The sequence below is a fragment of the Salirhabdus salicampi genome (genome assembly GCF_024259515.1).
GTDB classification, from domain to species: Bacteria; Bacillota; Bacilli; order Bacillales; family Alkalibacillaceae; genus Salirhabdus_A; species Salirhabdus_A salicampi.
The window spans coordinates 1,046,332-1,063,318 of the sequence record NZ_JANBWE010000001.1; the positions used below are offsets into that span (position 1 = coordinate 1,046,332).

Below are 16,987 nucleotides of genomic sequence, written 5' to 3' on the forward strand. Positions count from 1 at the left end.
GAATGATTTCGAGCTAATTCACAACGCTATAGTTATATAGCAGCTAAAGAGGTAGAAAGGTAAAGAAAATTACAATTTCTGGCGAACATAGTTGCAACGAATTTGTTAAAGTTTGATGACAATATAAAAAGGCAAAAAAATTCACATGAATAACATGAAGCTATCCAGTTATGGGTAGCTTCATGTTATTTTTTGTTTTTCTTGAATCTTGACGAAACCATAACCTTACAACAAGCCTTGTTAATAGTATCGATGCTAAAACACTTAAGAACGTATAATACCATGTCCATTTATAGTACACAATGTATGACGTAAATTGCACGAATTGATGTTCAACAAATGTTAGTGCTGCTGTCATAAGAACGCCTACAATTAATGCTTTTTTCCAATTCATCCGATACGTCCATTGATAAAAAAAGCAGTGAAAAATGGGGAATAAAGCGTAATCAAATGTTATCGAAATATTACTTATTTCCTTGAACAACCGTACCGGAAAATCAAGCATTTTTCTATTTATCACAACCATATCCAAAATCGTATTCACTTGACAGGAAAATAAGAAACAAAGCGTTAACTGGTCAAATAAAAACCTTTTTCCGAAATAAAATAAACACCACACAAAAAATGCTATTAAAATAACTAAAAAAATCATCGAAGTGACCCCGCCATTCGTTCATATAACAAAAGGAAAATCTCCGCAAATATGATGTGAGCTAACGCAAGCATTAAGGTTGAGGCAGATTCCCATCTAATATACTCAACCAATCTTAAAGGGACAAGCACATAATCCGTTAAGAACATAAATGCTAAGCTAATACATAATGCCCATAGTATAGCCCACTTTCGTTTACGTCGGAAAATTAGATATAACCAAACAAGAAGTGGATTAAAGAAACCGTTAAAGTATAAGCTCATTTTTAAGCTATCAGGAAAAGGACGTACTGGATAACGAACAAACCCACCTTGATAAAAAAACATGGATAGTAAAGCTGATTCCGCTAAAACGAAGGCATATAAAGAAAACCAATACCTTGGAAGTCTATGTAAAATCATGAACATCCCTACCTAGGAGTGACATTTTTTATATCTTTTCCCTAATAGAAGAAATTTATGTACTTAGCTACATTAGTCTCACTATATGATTTAGTAAAAAAAACTCACAAATTAATGAATGAATACATGAACTATCAATTTAGACATAGGATTAGTAGTATAACCCATCATTTATTGTAATTTTAAGAAAACTTATTGATAATTTAAGCGCTTTCATGTTATGATTTAATTGATTTAATTCACAGAATTGTCGCAAATTTGATACGAGATAGCGACCCTGTCATCGGTCAAATTTAAGACAATGACTTCAACTAGAGTTGTTAACAGTTAGGTCAATAGTAGCGATTCCTGCTATTAACTAACCGTTAACCTTCCAAAGACTAATGCATGCATATTAGTGCATTTTGTTTAGGAAAGTTAACGGTTTTTTTCATGAAAAAACAAAAAAAGGATGTGGAGAAATGGAAAAAGTAAAAAACAGATGGCTGATTGCATTATCAGCTGTAGGGATTCACATTTCAATTGGTTCCGTATATGCGTGGAGTAATTTTACAACTCCATTAATGGACCAGTTTGGATGGAGTTCCAGTCAAGTTCAATTCACATTTAGCTTGGCAATATTATTCCTAGGATTAGCTGCTGCGTTTCTAGGACACTTCGTAGAAAAATATGGACCGAAAAAAGCTGGTTTATTTGCAGCTACCTTCTTCGGAATTGGCATTTTCGGTTCTGGACTTGCCGTTAACATGTCTTCTTTACCATTATTGTATATCTTTTATGGTGTCCTTGGCGGTATTGGTTTAGGGGTAGGTTACATTGCTCCTGTATCAACTTTAGTAAAATGGTTCCCGGACCGTCGTGGTATGGCAACCGGATTAGCTATTATGGGGTTTGGTTTTGCCGCTGCGATTAGTAGTCCGATAATGGATGTACTAATCAACTCTGTTGGAACAGCTAACACATTTTTTGCATTAGGGATAGCATACTTTGTTGTCATGGTAGCCTCATCACTTTATTTAGAAAAACCACCAGCTGGTTGGGTTCCAGAAGGATTCAAAGAAAAAGTAGACTCCGGTAAGAAGAAAATTAAGGAAGACTTAGCGCAACTAACAGCAAATGAATCCATAAAAACGAAGCGTTTTTACTATTTATGGTTAATGCTCTTCATCAATGTAACATGTGGAATTGCGATCATTTCTGCTATGAGTCCACTAGCTGTTGAGAGTATTGGTATTACTGCAACTGAGGCAGCTGCTTTAGTCGGAGCATTAGGAATTGCAAACGGGATCGGACGTATTGTATGGGCAAGTGCTTCCGATTATCTTGGCCGTCCGAACACATACATTCTCTTTTTCTTAATTCAAATTCCAATTTTCTTTCTATTGCCAAGCATTACAAGCCAAATTATTTTTAGTATCTTTTGTGTACTCGTATATGCTTGCTATGGGGGAGGATTTGCGTCGATTCCAGCATACATTGGTGATATATTTGGAACGAAACAACTTGGAGCAATTCATGGTTACATCTTAACTGCATGGGCTGCAGCTGGATTAGTTGGTCCGATGTTCGCTGCTTGGATGAGAGATACGACAGGTAACTATCAATCAAGCTTAACGTTCTTCGGTGGCCTATTCATAGTGGCACTAATCGTTTCAATTCTAGCAAAAAGAGATGTCGCAAAGCTTCGCGCTCAAAAAGAAGAACAAGCACAGGCAGGTTCAGCAGCCAGCTAAAGCGTAAAGACATTTGTTGTTAAAGTATAAGCCGCCGTAGATAATCTCTTAATTGATTTTATTACGGTGGCTTTTTATTCACATAATGAAGGAGTGAATAGAATGGGAAAAACAAAACATCAAGGTCCAATAAAAATTTCGAAAAAACCTTCTCCTGAGCATTGGGTAAGTCCCATTCCATTTGGGTTAGGCAAGGTGAAGCCTAAGCATATTCGAGACACGATGAAGGTTGTTTGGGAAAATAAAGATAACATAAATTATGCGAAAAACATTCTAACAAAAGGGGTATGTGATGGATGTGCCTTAGGTGTTGCAGGTCTACAAGACCAGACACTAAAAGGACCACACATTTGTACAACGAGACTAAATGTACTACGTCTTAGTACAATGCCCGCAATGAGTGAAGAAGTTGTCCATGCTGATATTGATGAGTTAAAAAAATATAGTAGTAAGGATTTACGACAACTAGGTCGCATACCATATCCATTAATTCGTAGAAAGGGAGAAAATAAATTTTCTCGTATTAGTTGGGATGAGGCTATGAATATCATAGCCGAGAAAATGAAAAAACTTAACCCGAAGCAATACGGATTTTACTTAACATCTAGAGGAATAACGAATGAGACTTATTACGTAGCTGCAAAAGTAGCTCGTTTCTTAGGTACAAATCATATTGACAACTCTTCAAGAATTTGTCATTCACCATCTAAAACAGCTTTAACTAGATCAGTAGGAGTAGGAGCAAGTACGTGTAATTACCAGGATTGGATTGGGACAGACGTTCTTGTATTTTGGGGATCTGTAGCATCAAATAGTTCACCTGTATCAACAAAGTATATGTTAGCCGCTAAGAAAAAAGGGACCAAAATTATTGTAATTAATCCATATAAAGAACCGGCCATGGATAAGTATTGGGTTCCATCTAATGCAGAGTCTGCTTTATTCGGAACAAAGATTGCTGATGACTTTTATCAAGTGAATATTGGAGGAGACATTGCATTAATGCATGGCATTATGAAACATTGGTTTGAAATGGAGGAACAAGAATCAGGATCCGCAATTAATCATGAATTTGTAAATAAGCATGTTAACGGTTATGAAGAGTTACACGAAAAAGTTCAAGAACATTCTTGGAATGAAATCGTAAAATCTTCTGGTGTTTCAAAAGACAGAATCATCGAACTGGCCGAACTATTAGCGAACAGTAAAAACGCTGTGTATGCCTGGGCAATGGGTCTAACCATGCATTCGTTTGCAACAGACAATATATCCCAAGTTGCGAACCTTGCATTACTTCGAGGCCATCTAGGACGCAAACATAATGGACTTATGCCCTTTCGGGGCCACTCCAGTGTTCAAGGAACTGGGGAAATGGGGGCTGACCCGTTTGTCCTCCCTGGTGGTGGTTGGACCGACGAAAATGTAAAAAGAATTGAAAATCTCTGGAACTTTGAGTTACCAAAATGGCAAGGAGATATCGTTGGAGTCTCTCTTGAAAATGCAGTTTTACCTGAGGACCACGAACGAAAACTAAAACTGTATTATATGAGCGGTGGTAACTTCTTAGAAACGATGCCGAATCCTGACTTTGTTGAAGAGGCTTTATCGGAATTAGATATTCGCGTTCATCAAGATATTATTTTTAATACATCTACACTTGTTGAGGCGAAAGAGGCCGTCATTGTACTACCAGCCAAGACCCGTTTCGAGCAAGAGGGGGGAGGAACTTCAACATCTACAGAACGAATGGTATATTTTTCACCTGAAATTACAGGAAACAAAAATGAAGTTAAAGAAGCTCGTGCCGAGTGGAAAATTTATGTTGACCTGGCTAAGCGGGTAAAGCCTGAACATGCCCATCTTGTTAACTTTACAGAGGCTCAGGAAATACGTGAAGAAATCGCACAAGCGAACCGTAATTATGACGGAATACAGAACCTTAAGAAAGAAGGTGACGTGTTCCAATGGGGTGGAGCTTGGTTATGTGAGGATGGAATATGCCCAACCCCTGATGGTAAAGGTAACTTAATCCCTATCGATATTCCACAACTCGAAAAACCAGACGGAACATTCTATGTTACGACTCGACGTGGTAAGCAGTTTAATTCTATGGTCTATAATGAGACGGACCCGTTTAACGCTGCAGGACGTTACGATGTCTTAATGAATGAAGAAGATGCAAAACGGTTAAGTATTGCGGATAGAGAACCTGTTGTTGTGCACAACCAGCATGGCACTTTCCAAGGAAAGGCCCATTTTGCCGACATTGCTAAAGGTAATATAGGCCTTCACTTCCCAGAAGGGAATTTCCTCATTCCGAAAGGGATTTATGATGGCCCATCAGGAATCCCGCAATATAATGTAGCTGTAAAAGTTGAAAAGGCTGAACGTTATCACGCCAGAAAAGACGTTGATTATCATGAGAAGAAAGTAGAGGATTTAGAAGTAACAGTTGAGTAAATCAATGAATAGTTCCAAAAAAATGAGGACCTACATCGTGTCATGTAGGTCCTTCATGTTTTTCTTTAAGTACCGCAATATGTGATATATGGACGATTCCGTTTAGGCACTGTAGTATATTGTTCCTGTTCTTTTGTATGCGCATAAGGGTTTGAAAGAACATCGAGCAGACGTTCCATCACACTATAATCATTTCTTTCCACTGCTGCTTGTAGCGCTTCTTCCACCTGATGATTTCTAGGAATAACAGCTGGATTATGATTTTTCATTAGTTCTACGGAGTCAGATTTGGATTGTTCTTCTCTTTCTTTTCTTTGGTTCCATTTTTTATACCAATATTTAAAGTCACTACTGTGAAATAAATTATTATCTTCAAAGTCTTCAAAAGTAAGGGAACGGAACGTATTTGTAAAATCAGCTTCAAATTGCTTCATCAATTGGAGCAATTCTTCAATTAGAGATTGATCGTCTTCACCTTCATCAAAAAGGCCTAGTTTTGCTCTCATACCATTGAGCCAGTTTTCGTGGTACCATTTCGCATACTCTGTTAGAACCTCTTTTGCAGACTCAATCGCCTTTTCTTCATCACTATTGATGAATGGGAGTAATGTCTCAGCAAATCTCGCAAGGTTCCATTGGCCAATACCCGGTTGATTTCCATAAGAATAACGTCCTTCTCGATCAATGGAACTGAAAACAGTATTTTCATCGTAATGGTCCATAAATGCACATGGACCATAATCAATTGTTTCCCCGCTAATGGTCATGTTATCCGTATTCATAACACCATGTACAAAGCCAACGAGTTGCCATTTGGCAATAACAGATGCTTGTTGTTTCACAACCTCTCGAAAAAGAGCTAAGTAACGGTTTTCACCATGATTAACCTTAGGAAAATGACGATGTAATGTATAATCTACTAATGATTCCATATCTGCTTCCGTACCCCAATTTGCAACATACTGAAACGTACCGACCCGCAGATGGCTAGCAGCAACACGAGTTAAAATTGCGCCAGGTAGTTGAGTTTCCCGTAGGACTGTTTCTCCAGTTGTAACAACTGCTAAGCTTCGTGTAGTGGGTATACGAAGTGCATGCATTGCTTCACTAATTATGTACTCTCGCAACATTGGTCCAAGTGAAGCACGTCCATCTCCACCACGCGAATAGGGGGTTCTACCTGAGCCTTTTAGTTGAATATCGAATCGTTCATCACCTGGAGTTATCTGCTCACCAAGTAATACAGCACGGCCGTCTCCTAGCATCGTAAAATGGCCAAATTGATGTCCTGCATATGCTTGAGCAAGGGGAGAAGAGCCATCGGGCAATTCATTTCCGGCAAATACTGCAACATCTTTACTTCCCAAACTCTCTGGGTTGAGCCCTAACGATTTAGCTAGTGGTTCATTAAACATAACCAATTGTGGAGAATGTACAGGAATCGGTTTTTGCATTGTAAATAGCTTTTCCGGTAAAGTGATATACGTATTTTCAAAGTTCCATCCTGTATTCTCTCTTTGATCATGGTGTGACATCATAACACCTCTTTTATTAAAAGTTTACACAGTCTTCATTTATCATCTCTGTCTATACATTTATTATACTTTTTTAAAAAGCCTTTGGGAAAAGAAACCTATTTCTATACACATGGTTGTTAAAGTTATCCCTAAGCACGAGTGGTAATTCTTCTTTATTTCCCTGGCAAGCGCAAATTGAGACAATTGCTTTAAGGGTGTCAAATCGAATTGTAAGAGATTTTAGAAGTGCAAATAAGATAATACCTAAATTTGTTGAATGGATGATTGAATACTGACGTTTTTTCACAGGATTTTCAAAGAAAATTGTCAAACTTTATGAAGATTAGTGGTTTAAATTTTATGATTAAGGGGTAATGTCTAAGGATTCTGTGAAAATTTATCGAAACTAAGGGATAAACTACTCTGTAAAGATTGTAGTTTATGTAATAAAAATGAGAAATATATAGGGGGGAATTAAAAATGAATTTTGCTTACGAGCCAACCTTTCATTTAAAAGATTTCTTCATAAAAAACAAGTATAACTTTGAAGAAACTTTGTTGTCTGAAGCTGTAAACGTTAAAGATAAGATCGATGAAATTTTGAGAATTGGTAACATTGATTTAGTAAATAATGCGCATGAGTTAATTGTTTATATTATTAACGGTCAAGATGAGGACCTCAAATTATTTGCACAAAAAGAAGGAATAGCATGGGCAACACACTCAATCGAACTTACTTTTAAGTTGGAATGGATTCAAGCCATTCGAAGAACAATATGGGTTTTTATTCATAAATTTTGCCACCTATCTCAAAAGTATAAAATCGCTGACTTTTTCCAGTTAGAACAAGAGATAAACAATAGAGTGGATATGTTTTTAAATACATTTTTCATTAATTACTCTACATACAAGGATTCATTGATTAGTGCACAACAAAAATTGGTCGAAAATTTATCGGTTCCGATTATTCCAATCAATAATACTATTAGCATTTTACCTTTAATAGGGGCAATGGATACGAATCGTATTCATATTTTGAAAGAAAAAGTATTAACTGAAGTTTCAAATCTACGTATTCAAACGTTAATTATGGACCTATCCGGTATAGCTACTATGGAAGAAAACGTTACATATGAACTGTTAAAAATTATTGATGGTATAGCAATGATGGGATGCGGTACTGTAATAACAGGTTTACGCAAGGAGGTCGCCAAAGAAATGACGGATTTAGGGATCAAATTTGATCCGGAAACGAAGAAGTTAGGGACCTTGCAACAAGCATTAGGCGACTATCTATTATTAGGGAAAGACGCAGCAACTCCGTTAGATAAGAAGTTATAATTATACATAAAAAAAGAAGGTCTAATTAGACCTTCTTTTAAAATAAATACTAGTTATTTTTCTTATTTGAATGATCTGGGTGAAATTTTAATACATCTATTCCTCTCGAACTATCCCCTGTATAAATGTACCCTTTATGAGTCAGTGATTCCCACGTAACTGCCCCGTCTGGCATGAAATGGCCTATTTCTACTGGATTAGCTGGATTCGAAATGTCAATAACTCTGGTTCCTCCCGTGTACCATGCGGTGATAATTTTATCTCCATCTACTTGAAAATTATGAGCCGAGTAAAATCCTGGAGGCATGCCTTCATCGCTAATAAAAAACTTACTCAACAAATTTGGATCTGATTCATCGGACGTATCGTAAAAGGTTAACTCGCCACCTGGTGCTGATGTTGAGTAGCTTTCATCTGACATGACAACTATGGAATGATCTTCGTTTGGGATCGTTTCATGGGAATAGTCCGTTTCAGAATCTATTGTTAGAGAAACTTCCTTAGGATTGGTTGGGTCACTAATATCAACAATTTGCATACCTTGCCCGCTACCAGTAGCTAAATATGCTCGATTTCCTGAAACGTGCACATCATGAATGGTTGCATGAGCTTCAAATGTTCCTATTACCTTTGGATTTGATGGATTTCTTAAATCAATAATGTCCATATTTTGGTTCCCAGATGGAAAAGCTAGTTCTCCCACGAATGAAATTGCATGTGCTCTTCGTTCGTTATAATTTGCAATTAATGTTGGATTTGTCGGATCCGAAATATCAATGATTTCAAACCCTGGGTCAGCATCAGGAGGATCTGTAGCTAGTAAAGCAACTTTTCCGGAAACGGCTACATCATTTTGATACCCCGGGGATGCGTACCAACCAATTTCTACAGGGGATGCAGGATCGGAAATATCATAAATCTTCATTCCTTCACCAATGATACCGACATATAAGTAGTTTCCTTGAGTTTCAATTCCGGTTGCTGATGGTTCAGGAATATGAGCAATATGTTCCATGTTCGTACTTTTAGAAAATATGTTTAGGTCTGTACTAACACTCGTACTTAAATCTAATGAGTCTGGGTTATCAACTGGATGAGCAGACACTGTCCCAAATGTTAACATAATAGTCAACAAGAAAAGTAATGTTACTTTTAACCTTTTCCTCAATTAATCATCTCCTTTTTCAGTTCTACATTTGTAATTGTATGTATTATAATTTTTTGTTAGTCCATCTGACTATGATGAAATTTACCTATTTTATAGACCATATACGATATGGGCGATTTTTCAAAAATGGTAATATGGATGAAAATAGTAGTCCTGTAATCTGTTACATAAGCATATAGATTCTATACAATTACGGGGATTGATTTGACATGAGGAATGAGTTTTTCAATATATTATTCTAGATATTTAGGTGATAATTATGCGTATAAAAGAGATATTAGAGATATCACAAACCATTTCACTTCAATTTTCAAAACGACTCCATAAGGATCGTCCTTTTATAGTAGGTATAGATGGTTTAAGTGGAGCTGGCAAAACAACGATAGCTAACCAACTATTAAAAGAGTTAAATATGAATAAAGTAATGTGTCTTCACATTGATGATTATATTGTGGAAAGGGAAAAACGATATCATACTGGTTTCGAAGAATGGTATGAATATTACTACTTACAGTGGGATACGAAAAGGTTAATACATGATGTATTCGTACCTTTACGTAATAAGGGAAGTAAAATCAATTTACCTTATTACCATTCCACTACTGATACGACAATAAATACAGAAATAGAGGTTACAGATACTAGTATTGTTATGATAGAAGGTATTTTTCTGCAAAGAAAAGAATGGAGAGAATACTTTGATTTTGTTATATATGTAGACTGTCCCCGTAAAGTAAAATATAAAAGGGTATTACAACGAGATTCTTATATAGGAGATTATAAGAAAAGGTTAAAAAAGTATAAACGAAGGTATTGGCCAGGAGAACAACATTATGTAAACTTAGAAAATCCAATGGAAAAGGCTAATATAGTTTATAAAACATAGTAGATAAAAGTGACAGCAACTGTCTATTTTATAACCTTCTTCAGGGAAGCGACATTAGAGCGAACAAAATGTTCAACAAAAGGAAGCTTCGTGAAAGTTGCATATACATTACACTTCAAAGAGCGTTGTAAAACGCTCCTTTTTTCGTAATAGTAAAATATTGTAAAGATTTAATGTAACACCATCGAACAAAAGAGGATCTTCGGTATGTTTTTTTAATTTCATTCACTATCGACTTCTAAAAATGATCATATTGGAAAGGATTTTGATAGGGTGATGTATAGAAAAGTAAAAAAATAAGGAGGAAGAGTTATGTATTTTATTAATGATAAACATAAAGTGAATTACCGACAACTTGTCGCCTTTTATAAAGGAAAAGTTGATTTTTTACCTTCCATATACATTGCGGCTGTACCAGAAATTTATGAGGTCATTGATACAAATGGTTTAAGTCAGTCTACTTTCCCTTTCTCAAATATTAAAAGTGACGGTTTATCGGATAAAAGCTGGAGTTTATGTGAAGTGGCTACGTCTTTGTATATGAGCGATTACAATGTTTCTTTATCTAAAGTGTTTGCCTCGATCACTGACGATACATATTTGAATGCTATTTTCGAGGCGATAAAAATGGGAACAAGGTTGAATGAATAACGTAACTTATTCAGATGATCTAAGCTTCTATGTAGGAGAGGCTAATTTTTTTGGTCTCTCTGTATTTTGTTAGAAGCACATTTATGCATTGTAAATTTATACTAGAAACGAATAGATTCCAAATTTGTTAATCATCCTTTATACTATTTGAATGTGGACATCATATATAGAAGATTGGATTAACTGACATGTATGTTTAATAGACTTCGTACGATTTGTTAAAGGAGGAGCATTCATTGAAAGGGAATAATGGAGAAACAATGATTGCTGAGATTCAGCATCTTGATGATAGAGGAGCAGGGCGAGCTGAAGTATGGCGTGAAAATGACAAGGGTAATTTGCGAAAGTTAAAGCTAACTATTCCGCAAACATTACCAGGAGAAAAGGTTCGCGTGACAGTCGATCAGCCAGAAAGAAAAAGAAGAAAAGCAATGCCGGATGAAATTGTAGAACCAAGTCCAAGTCGCACTGAACCACCATGTCCACATTTTGAAAGGTGTGGTGGATGTGTATGGCAACATTGGGATTACACAGCCCAATTACAGCAAAAGACAGAACATGTGAAACACGCAATTAAATCACAAGGTTTTGATCCTAATCTAGTACTTCATACAATTGGAATGGATCAACCATGGCATTATCGGAATAAAATGGAGTTTACATTTTCTCCAGACGGTTCACTTGGCTTACATGAACAAGGGAATTTCCGAAAAGTTATTCCTCTGGAAGAATGTTTAATCGCCAGTGAGGAGATGGTAGAAGCAGCAATGGAGGTAGCCAATTGGGTAAAAGAGTATCAATTGGAAGGCTATAACAAGGATACACATGAAGGGTTACTACGTCATTTAATGGTTCGACAATCGTTTGCTACAGGAGAAATCATGTTAGGCCTTTTTGCTACAGAGGCACCTGAAGGTCAATTACAAATTGCTGTTGACGAATTAATAAACCGAATCGGGGAAAAGTTTCCTCATGTAAAAAGCTTGTTATGGCTTGAGAATAAGGATTGGGCAGACAGGACTCAAGCTGAAAAAAGCCATACGTTAGCAGGAAGAGATTTCATCTATGATGAAATGGATGGATTCCGTTTCCGTCTATGGTTCGACACCTTCTTCCAAACCAATCCTATACAGGCTCAAAAGTTAGTTGATTTAGCAATTGAGATGGGGAAACCGAAAAATGGAGAGACGATGATTGACCTTTTCTGTGGTGTTGGCACATTTTCTCTTCCGTTTGCGAATAAAGTTGGAAAACTTGCAGGTATTGAAATTGTTGAAAAATCAATTGAATCAGCGAAACGAAACGCCGAAGATAACGGCATATCCAACACGACCTTTTTAGCAAAAGATGCCAGAAGAGGTATTGATCAAATATTGGAGAGCTTCGGGAGCCCGGAACTATTATTGCTTGATCCGCCAAGATCTGGTGCAGGTGGTAAAGTGATGAGGAGAATAGGACGTTCCAAACCGGAACGTATTATATATGTATCATGTAACCCAGACACATTTGCAACGGATATTAAAGAACTTGAACCATTTGGCTATAAACTAAAAGTGGTACAACCAGTAGACTTATTCCCTCATACCGTTCACGTTGAATGTGTTGCTGAATTAATATTGGAATAAAGAAACTCATATAACGAATTAACAAGGGGAGCAAAACGTTTCAAAGTTCACCTTGAAATCACAAAAAGATGAAGTAGTTGAAAATCAAGTCCCACTGATTTAAAGGTGTCACAAATAAGTGACACCTTTTTTGCTATCGAATAATTCCACTAGATCATTGTGCGTATGGCATGTCAATGACAGATGATAAAGATTTAAGCGTAATTTTCGAAGCGATAAAACTTGCTATAGATAAAATGATGAATTTATATGGTTTCGATGAAATGAAATAAAAGAAGAGACCAGTTACTGGTCTCTTATACTTTGTGTATATAATAAATGTCATTTGCACTACTCCATATCAGCAGGAAAGCAGCCTTCGCATTTTACATTAGGATTAAATTGTGAAAATAGACCAGGAGATTCCGGCCATATTGGCTCATTAACTCCGTTTGGATTTGCTTGCCAAATCCAAACATGTTTATCATAATGCCATGGTTCACCAGGACCATGACCTGCCATTGGACCTTCAAACACCTCTCCAAATAAGCTTGGTGGCTCTGCACCATCCCAACCGGGATGGGTTATTCCGTTTTTATCCTCCCAGTCAACTGAAGCAACCACGTACTCAACTCCTACTAATCGTACACTATCCTTCTGGTCCTTTGTTGCCGTGTACAATAGCACCTCAGGTTTTTCTAATTCAATCTGAGGATTAGCTAAGTAAGCAAAGTTAATATAATGGTATCCCATAGTACCAAATCCTGGCACCTCAATAGCCGGTCCTACAGGCTCGTAACCATCTGCTATTGCGTTTTCAACCGTGTGATACTTTGCTGTTGCTTTACGAACCTTCGCTAACTCTGATTGGCCATTGCCTGCAAAAGACGTATTCCCAAACATTCCTAAACTCATAAACAGTATAAACATTCCTGCCAACCATTTTCTCTTTTCCATTTAGTCACCTCTTTGAAAATAATTAAAGATAATAAGTAGTCAAATTATACTTATGCAAATAGTCTTACTAAATGTCATTTTTTTCATATATATCGTATCTATTTTACTAACTATTCTTTTTTTGGTTTTTCATAATTTAAAATTTTGTATTAGTTTCGTTCATGAAAAGAACACTTTTTGCAGAAATTGTTTTATTCATAATCATTAATTCCATTTTTTTCAACGAAACAAAATATGTATTATGTTTCATTATGAAAATAGATGAAAGCTTATTATTTCGGTCTTTTCATTAACTGTGAATTGTTGTAAAATTACGGTAAGATACATATTGAGTCTTTCCGTTCATCAAAAATCTGGAAATCAATAAAAAGTAGATTAGTTTCTATTGTTCATTATGGAACTGGAAATAAAACGTCTGAAGCGAATTAGGTGGGTTGTAGGTAAGAAAACAACAACTAATTTTGTCTGAAAGCGATTCTCTGCATTTGTACATTTTGATGTTCTGTGACCGACGAAAATTCGAATTAGTAGAATGATACAACGTAGTGTTTTCATTAGGAGTGAAATTGTGGAAAAAATACAATATGCAAATTACGTGTTTTTAACTGAAGGGCAATACAAATACCTGTCTGATAAATATGGCGAATATGACCTTAAACGAAAAATAGAAGAATTAAATCAGTCTAAAATAAAGGATCCAAAAAGAAAGGAAATGATACAGTCGGATTATCACGCTATTATTAGTAAAGGGATGCAGACGGTACAACCAATACGAGATCGATTACAAATTCAAGCAATGAAAGAAGAGTTAAGGCGTGATTCAGAACGAAATTATTTCTTATTTGTAATGGGAATTAACACAGGGTTACGAATAAGTGACCTACTTCCACTTAGAGTAAAAGATGTACGAGATAAAACCCATATTGTGTTAAAGGAAACGAAAACAAGAAAAAGCAAACGATTTTTGATCAATGTAGAATTGCGGAAAACAATTGCTCATTATATAGAGGGGAAGGATGAGGAAGATTTTTTATTCCCCTCATATAAAACAGACTTACCACTACAGCGAGTTCAAGCATATAAAATCTTAAGCAAAGCTGCCCAAAATGTTGGTATAACAGAATTCGGTACCCATAGCTTAAGAAAAACATTTGGGTTTTGGCATTATACGATTAATAAAAATGTCGCATTGTTACAAGATATTTTTAATCATACGTCACCAGATATTACACTAAGATATATTGGTATTAACCAGGATATTGTTGACCAAAGTTTAGAGCACTTTAGTTTGTAATTAAAAGAAACGGAACAATACTATGGTGTAGTATTGTTTTCTTAACGCTCTTAATAAGAATAGAGTTTTATTCATTTTAAACTTCGAATTTTAAATGATATGGTGTATAATCGTATACAATCAATAATATCGGGTTCGGGGGTTAAAAAATGTTAAAAACGTTAAGAACAAAAGATATACTATACATGGAAATAAAAGAAAAAGTTATTAACGGTGCTCTAAAACCAAATGCACATGTCGTTGAAGATATGTTGGCTGAAGAATTTGAAGTGAGTCGTACACCTTTAAGGGAAGCCTTACAGAGGTTAGAATTAGAAGGGTGGTTAGTCAGGCATCGTAATGGGCGCCTAAAGGTTTCGCAAATATCGGTGGAAGAAGTTATTGAGATATTTCAAGTAAGGAGTAGATTAGAAGGTTTAGTAGCTTCTGAAGCAACTAAGAAGGCTAACGATGATGATATTAAAGAATTACAAAAAATTACAAACAATATTATAAATGCGGCAGAAAAGAACCAAATAGAAGATGTTGTTAATTTCGGACTGGAATTTCACAAAACTTTATATAAAATCTCTAAACAACATACTGCAACAAAGATGTTGTCACAACTTAATGATCATATAAGTCGATATAGACGATTGGGGCCAAAACACGTTTCCAATCGTAGTTTATCGGCAGCTAATGAACATCAGCAAATTTTTGATTTCCTATCAAGAGGTGACCATGAAAACTGTGGCAGAGCGATGGAAATGCATATTTTGAACAGTATGAATACAGCGATTAAAACAATTGAAGAGTATTTAGGGATAAGAGGTAACGATCATTAATTATTTACAGTAAACAAGGGTTCCTTTTTTATAAAAGCTACCCTTGTTTTGTTTTTTTCAGAAAATTTATAAAATTAGTTGAAAGTTTTCTGACTATATATTAGTATACAATTATACAAGGATTTTTGGGGAGGCGTTATAAATGGAAAATACAGTAATTCAACGTAAGTCGATAGAATTGGCAAACTATGTATCCAATTTGAAGTTTGAAGATATTCCGGATCATGTAGTAGATGAGGTGCAGACGCTTATATTTGATTACTTAGGTGTTACACTCCGCGGTTCAACTACAGATTCTGGAAGAATTGCACAGGAATTTCAGGAGGAATATGGTTCAGTAAAACCAGAAGCAACGTTAATTGGGAGTGGTAAGAAGATTACCAGTCAAGCCGCAGCGTTTGCCAATGCTGTCTCTTCACATAGCATTGAAATGGATGATGTAGATGACCTTGCATTATTTCATTTTAGCCCACCAATCATTTCAGCTGCATTGGCTGTTGCCGAAGCTAATCATTCATCTGGTAAAGAATTAATAACGGCAATAACAGTTGGTTGCGATATAATGAAAAGGCTTTCAGATGCTATGAATCCTAACCTTCGCGATCGTGGATATCACACAACACCTGTGTGTGGTGTTTTTGGAGCAACAGCTGCAGCAGCTCGATTAGAAGGATTGTCTAGTGATGAAATTGTTAGTGCATTCGGACTTGCTGGTGCTCATGCTTCGGGTCTAATGGAAATGTATGGATCTAACATGCAAAAGCGAATTAATCCAGGTCCTGCGGCTCAAAACGGTATTGTAGCAGCACGATTGGCGAAAAGGGGTTACACCGGTGCAGATACAATATTTGATGGAAAACGCGGAGTGTTAAGAGTATTTGCCAATCAGGAGGATGGATCTGCTCTTGTTGATGGTTTAGGGGAAAAATTCAACTTAGGTATAGAATACAAGCGTTATGCCTGTGCACGTCCAATACATAATGCGGTAGACTGTGCTTTAAATATAAGGCCTGATGTTTTAAACCAATTAGAAAATATTAAGGAAATGAAGATTTTTCGCCATCCTTCATGGGCGCATTATCATGAAATTAAGAGTCCTAAGAGTATACATGAGGCACAAGTTAGTTTAAATCATGGTGTTGCAGTGGCGTTAGTGGAAGGCGATGCTTTCCTGGAGCATTTTACAGATAAATGGATTTCTCATCCTGAGGTGAAAAGATTATCAACGATGTTGGAATTTGTTCCTGATAAAGAACTGTCCCGTGGTGTTTCATGTAAACTTCAAGTTGTATTAAATAATGGGAACACGTATGAATCGCAAGTAGACTATCCAAAAGGATCAATTCAAAACCCAATGTCTAAAGAAGAACACCGAACCAAATTAGCCTTATTAGCAGGTGAACATCTAAATAGAGCACAATTGATTCAGATTCATGAGATGATAGAAAATCTTCAATCACTAGAAACAATAAATGAATTAATGGACAAAATTCATTAAG

Annotated in this window: 14 protein-coding genes; 9 read left to right on the forward strand and 5 right to left on the reverse strand. The window is 36.2% G+C overall.

All coding sequences use genetic code 11. The annotated features are described in order from the left end of the window. Nucleotides 1-160 precede the first annotated feature (160 nt). Both NLW78_RS15550 and NLW78_RS05565 read right to left on the reverse strand, forming a co-directional pair. The gene (locus NLW78_RS15550; protein ID WP_302328426.1) at nt 161-652 is read right to left on the reverse strand and encodes a CBO0543 family protein; all 492 of its coding nucleotides are present in this window, start codon (nt 650-652) and stop codon (nt 161-163) included. Beyond that, the gene (locus tag NLW78_RS05565) at nt 649-1,053 is read right to left on the reverse strand and encodes a CBO0543 family protein (protein WP_254495984.1); all 405 of its coding nucleotides are present in this window, start codon (nt 1,051-1,053) and stop codon (nt 649-651) included. Before NLW78_RS05565 ends, NLW78_RS15550 begins: the two co-directional genes overlap by 4 nt. Before the next feature lie 461 nt (nt 1,054-1,514). On the opposite strand from NLW78_RS05565, the gene NLW78_RS05570 reads away from it, so the two are divergent. Further along, a complete protein-coding gene (locus NLW78_RS05570; RefSeq protein ID WP_254495985.1) occupies nt 1,515-2,786 on the forward strand; it encodes an L-lactate MFS transporter in 1,272 nt (423 codons plus the stop codon). A 102-nt stretch (nt 2,787-2,888) separates the two neighbouring features. Next, complete coding sequence (locus NLW78_RS05575; protein WP_254495986.1) at nt 2,889-5,246, forward strand: FdhF/YdeP family oxidoreductase; 2,358 nt, start codon at nt 2,889-2,891, stop codon at nt 5,244-5,246. Nucleotides 5,247-5,311: 65 nt separating this feature from the next. On the opposite strand, the gene NLW78_RS05580 is transcribed toward NLW78_RS05575, so the two are convergent. Continuing rightward, nucleotides 5,312-6,781, reverse strand: a complete 1,470-nt coding sequence (locus tag NLW78_RS05580) for a protein adenylyltransferase SelO (protein WP_254495987.1) — start codon at nt 6,779-6,781, stop codon at nt 5,312-5,314. A gap of 462 nt (nt 6,782-7,243) precedes the next feature. On the opposite strand from NLW78_RS05580, the gene NLW78_RS05585 reads away from it, so the two are divergent. After that, entirely contained in the window at nt 7,244-8,104 is an 861-nt protein-coding gene (locus tag NLW78_RS05585) for an STAS domain-containing protein (RefSeq protein WP_254495988.1), read from the forward strand. 49 nt (nt 8,105-8,153) lie between these two features. Here NLW78_RS05585 and NLW78_RS05590 read toward each other — a convergent pair whose 3' ends face one another. Next, nucleotides 8,154-9,272, reverse strand: coding sequence for an LVIVD repeat-containing protein (locus NLW78_RS05590; RefSeq protein ID WP_254495989.1), 1,119 nt, complete (start codon nt 9,270-9,272; stop codon nt 8,154-8,156). Nucleotides 9,273-9,531: 259 nt separating this feature from the next. Between NLW78_RS05590 and NLW78_RS05595 the strand changes: the two genes are divergently transcribed. The 3 genes from NLW78_RS05595 (at nt 9,532) to rlmD (ending at nt 12,434) form a co-directional block, all read left to right on the forward strand. After that, nucleotides 9,532-10,158: a kinase gene (locus NLW78_RS05595; RefSeq protein WP_254495990.1), complete on the forward strand. Its 627-nt coding sequence runs from the start codon at nt 9,532-9,534 to the stop codon at nt 10,156-10,158. Between the two features lie 312 nt (nt 10,159-10,470). Next, nucleotides 10,471-10,809 (forward strand): DUF2538 family protein, encoded by a 339-nt coding sequence (locus tag NLW78_RS05600; protein ID WP_254495991.1) that lies wholly within the window; start codon nt 10,471-10,473, stop codon nt 10,807-10,809. 260 nt (nt 10,810-11,069) lie between these two features. Beyond that, a complete protein-coding gene (rlmD, locus tag NLW78_RS05605) occupies nt 11,070-12,434 on the forward strand; it encodes a 23S rRNA (uracil(1939)-C(5))-methyltransferase RlmD (protein WP_254496103.1) in 1,365 nt (454 codons plus the stop codon). A gap of 330 nt (nt 12,435-12,764) precedes the next feature. Here rlmD and NLW78_RS05610 read toward each other — a convergent pair whose 3' ends face one another. After that, nucleotides 12,765-13,370, reverse strand: coding sequence for a hypothetical protein (locus NLW78_RS05610; protein WP_254495992.1), 606 nt, complete (start codon nt 13,368-13,370; stop codon nt 12,765-12,767). A gap of 751 nt (nt 13,371-14,121) precedes the next feature. On the opposite strand from NLW78_RS05610, the gene NLW78_RS05615 reads away from it, so the two are divergent. The 3 genes from NLW78_RS05615 to NLW78_RS05625 all read left to right on the forward strand — a co-directional run bounded on the left by NLW78_RS05615 (nt 14,122) and on the right by NLW78_RS05625 (nt 16,986). After that, a complete protein-coding gene (locus NLW78_RS05615) occupies nt 14,122-14,664 on the forward strand; it encodes a site-specific integrase (protein WP_254496104.1) in 543 nt (180 codons plus the stop codon). Between the two features lie 149 nt (nt 14,665-14,813). Next, nucleotides 14,814-15,488, forward strand: a complete 675-nt coding sequence (locus tag NLW78_RS05620) for a GntR family transcriptional regulator (RefSeq protein WP_254495993.1) — start codon at nt 14,814-14,816, stop codon at nt 15,486-15,488. A gap of 142 nt (nt 15,489-15,630) precedes the next feature. Continuing rightward, a complete protein-coding gene (locus tag NLW78_RS05625) occupies nt 15,631-16,986 on the forward strand; it encodes an MmgE/PrpD family protein (RefSeq protein ID WP_254495994.1) in 1,356 nt (451 codons plus the stop codon). Nucleotide 16,987 lies beyond the last annotated feature (1 nt).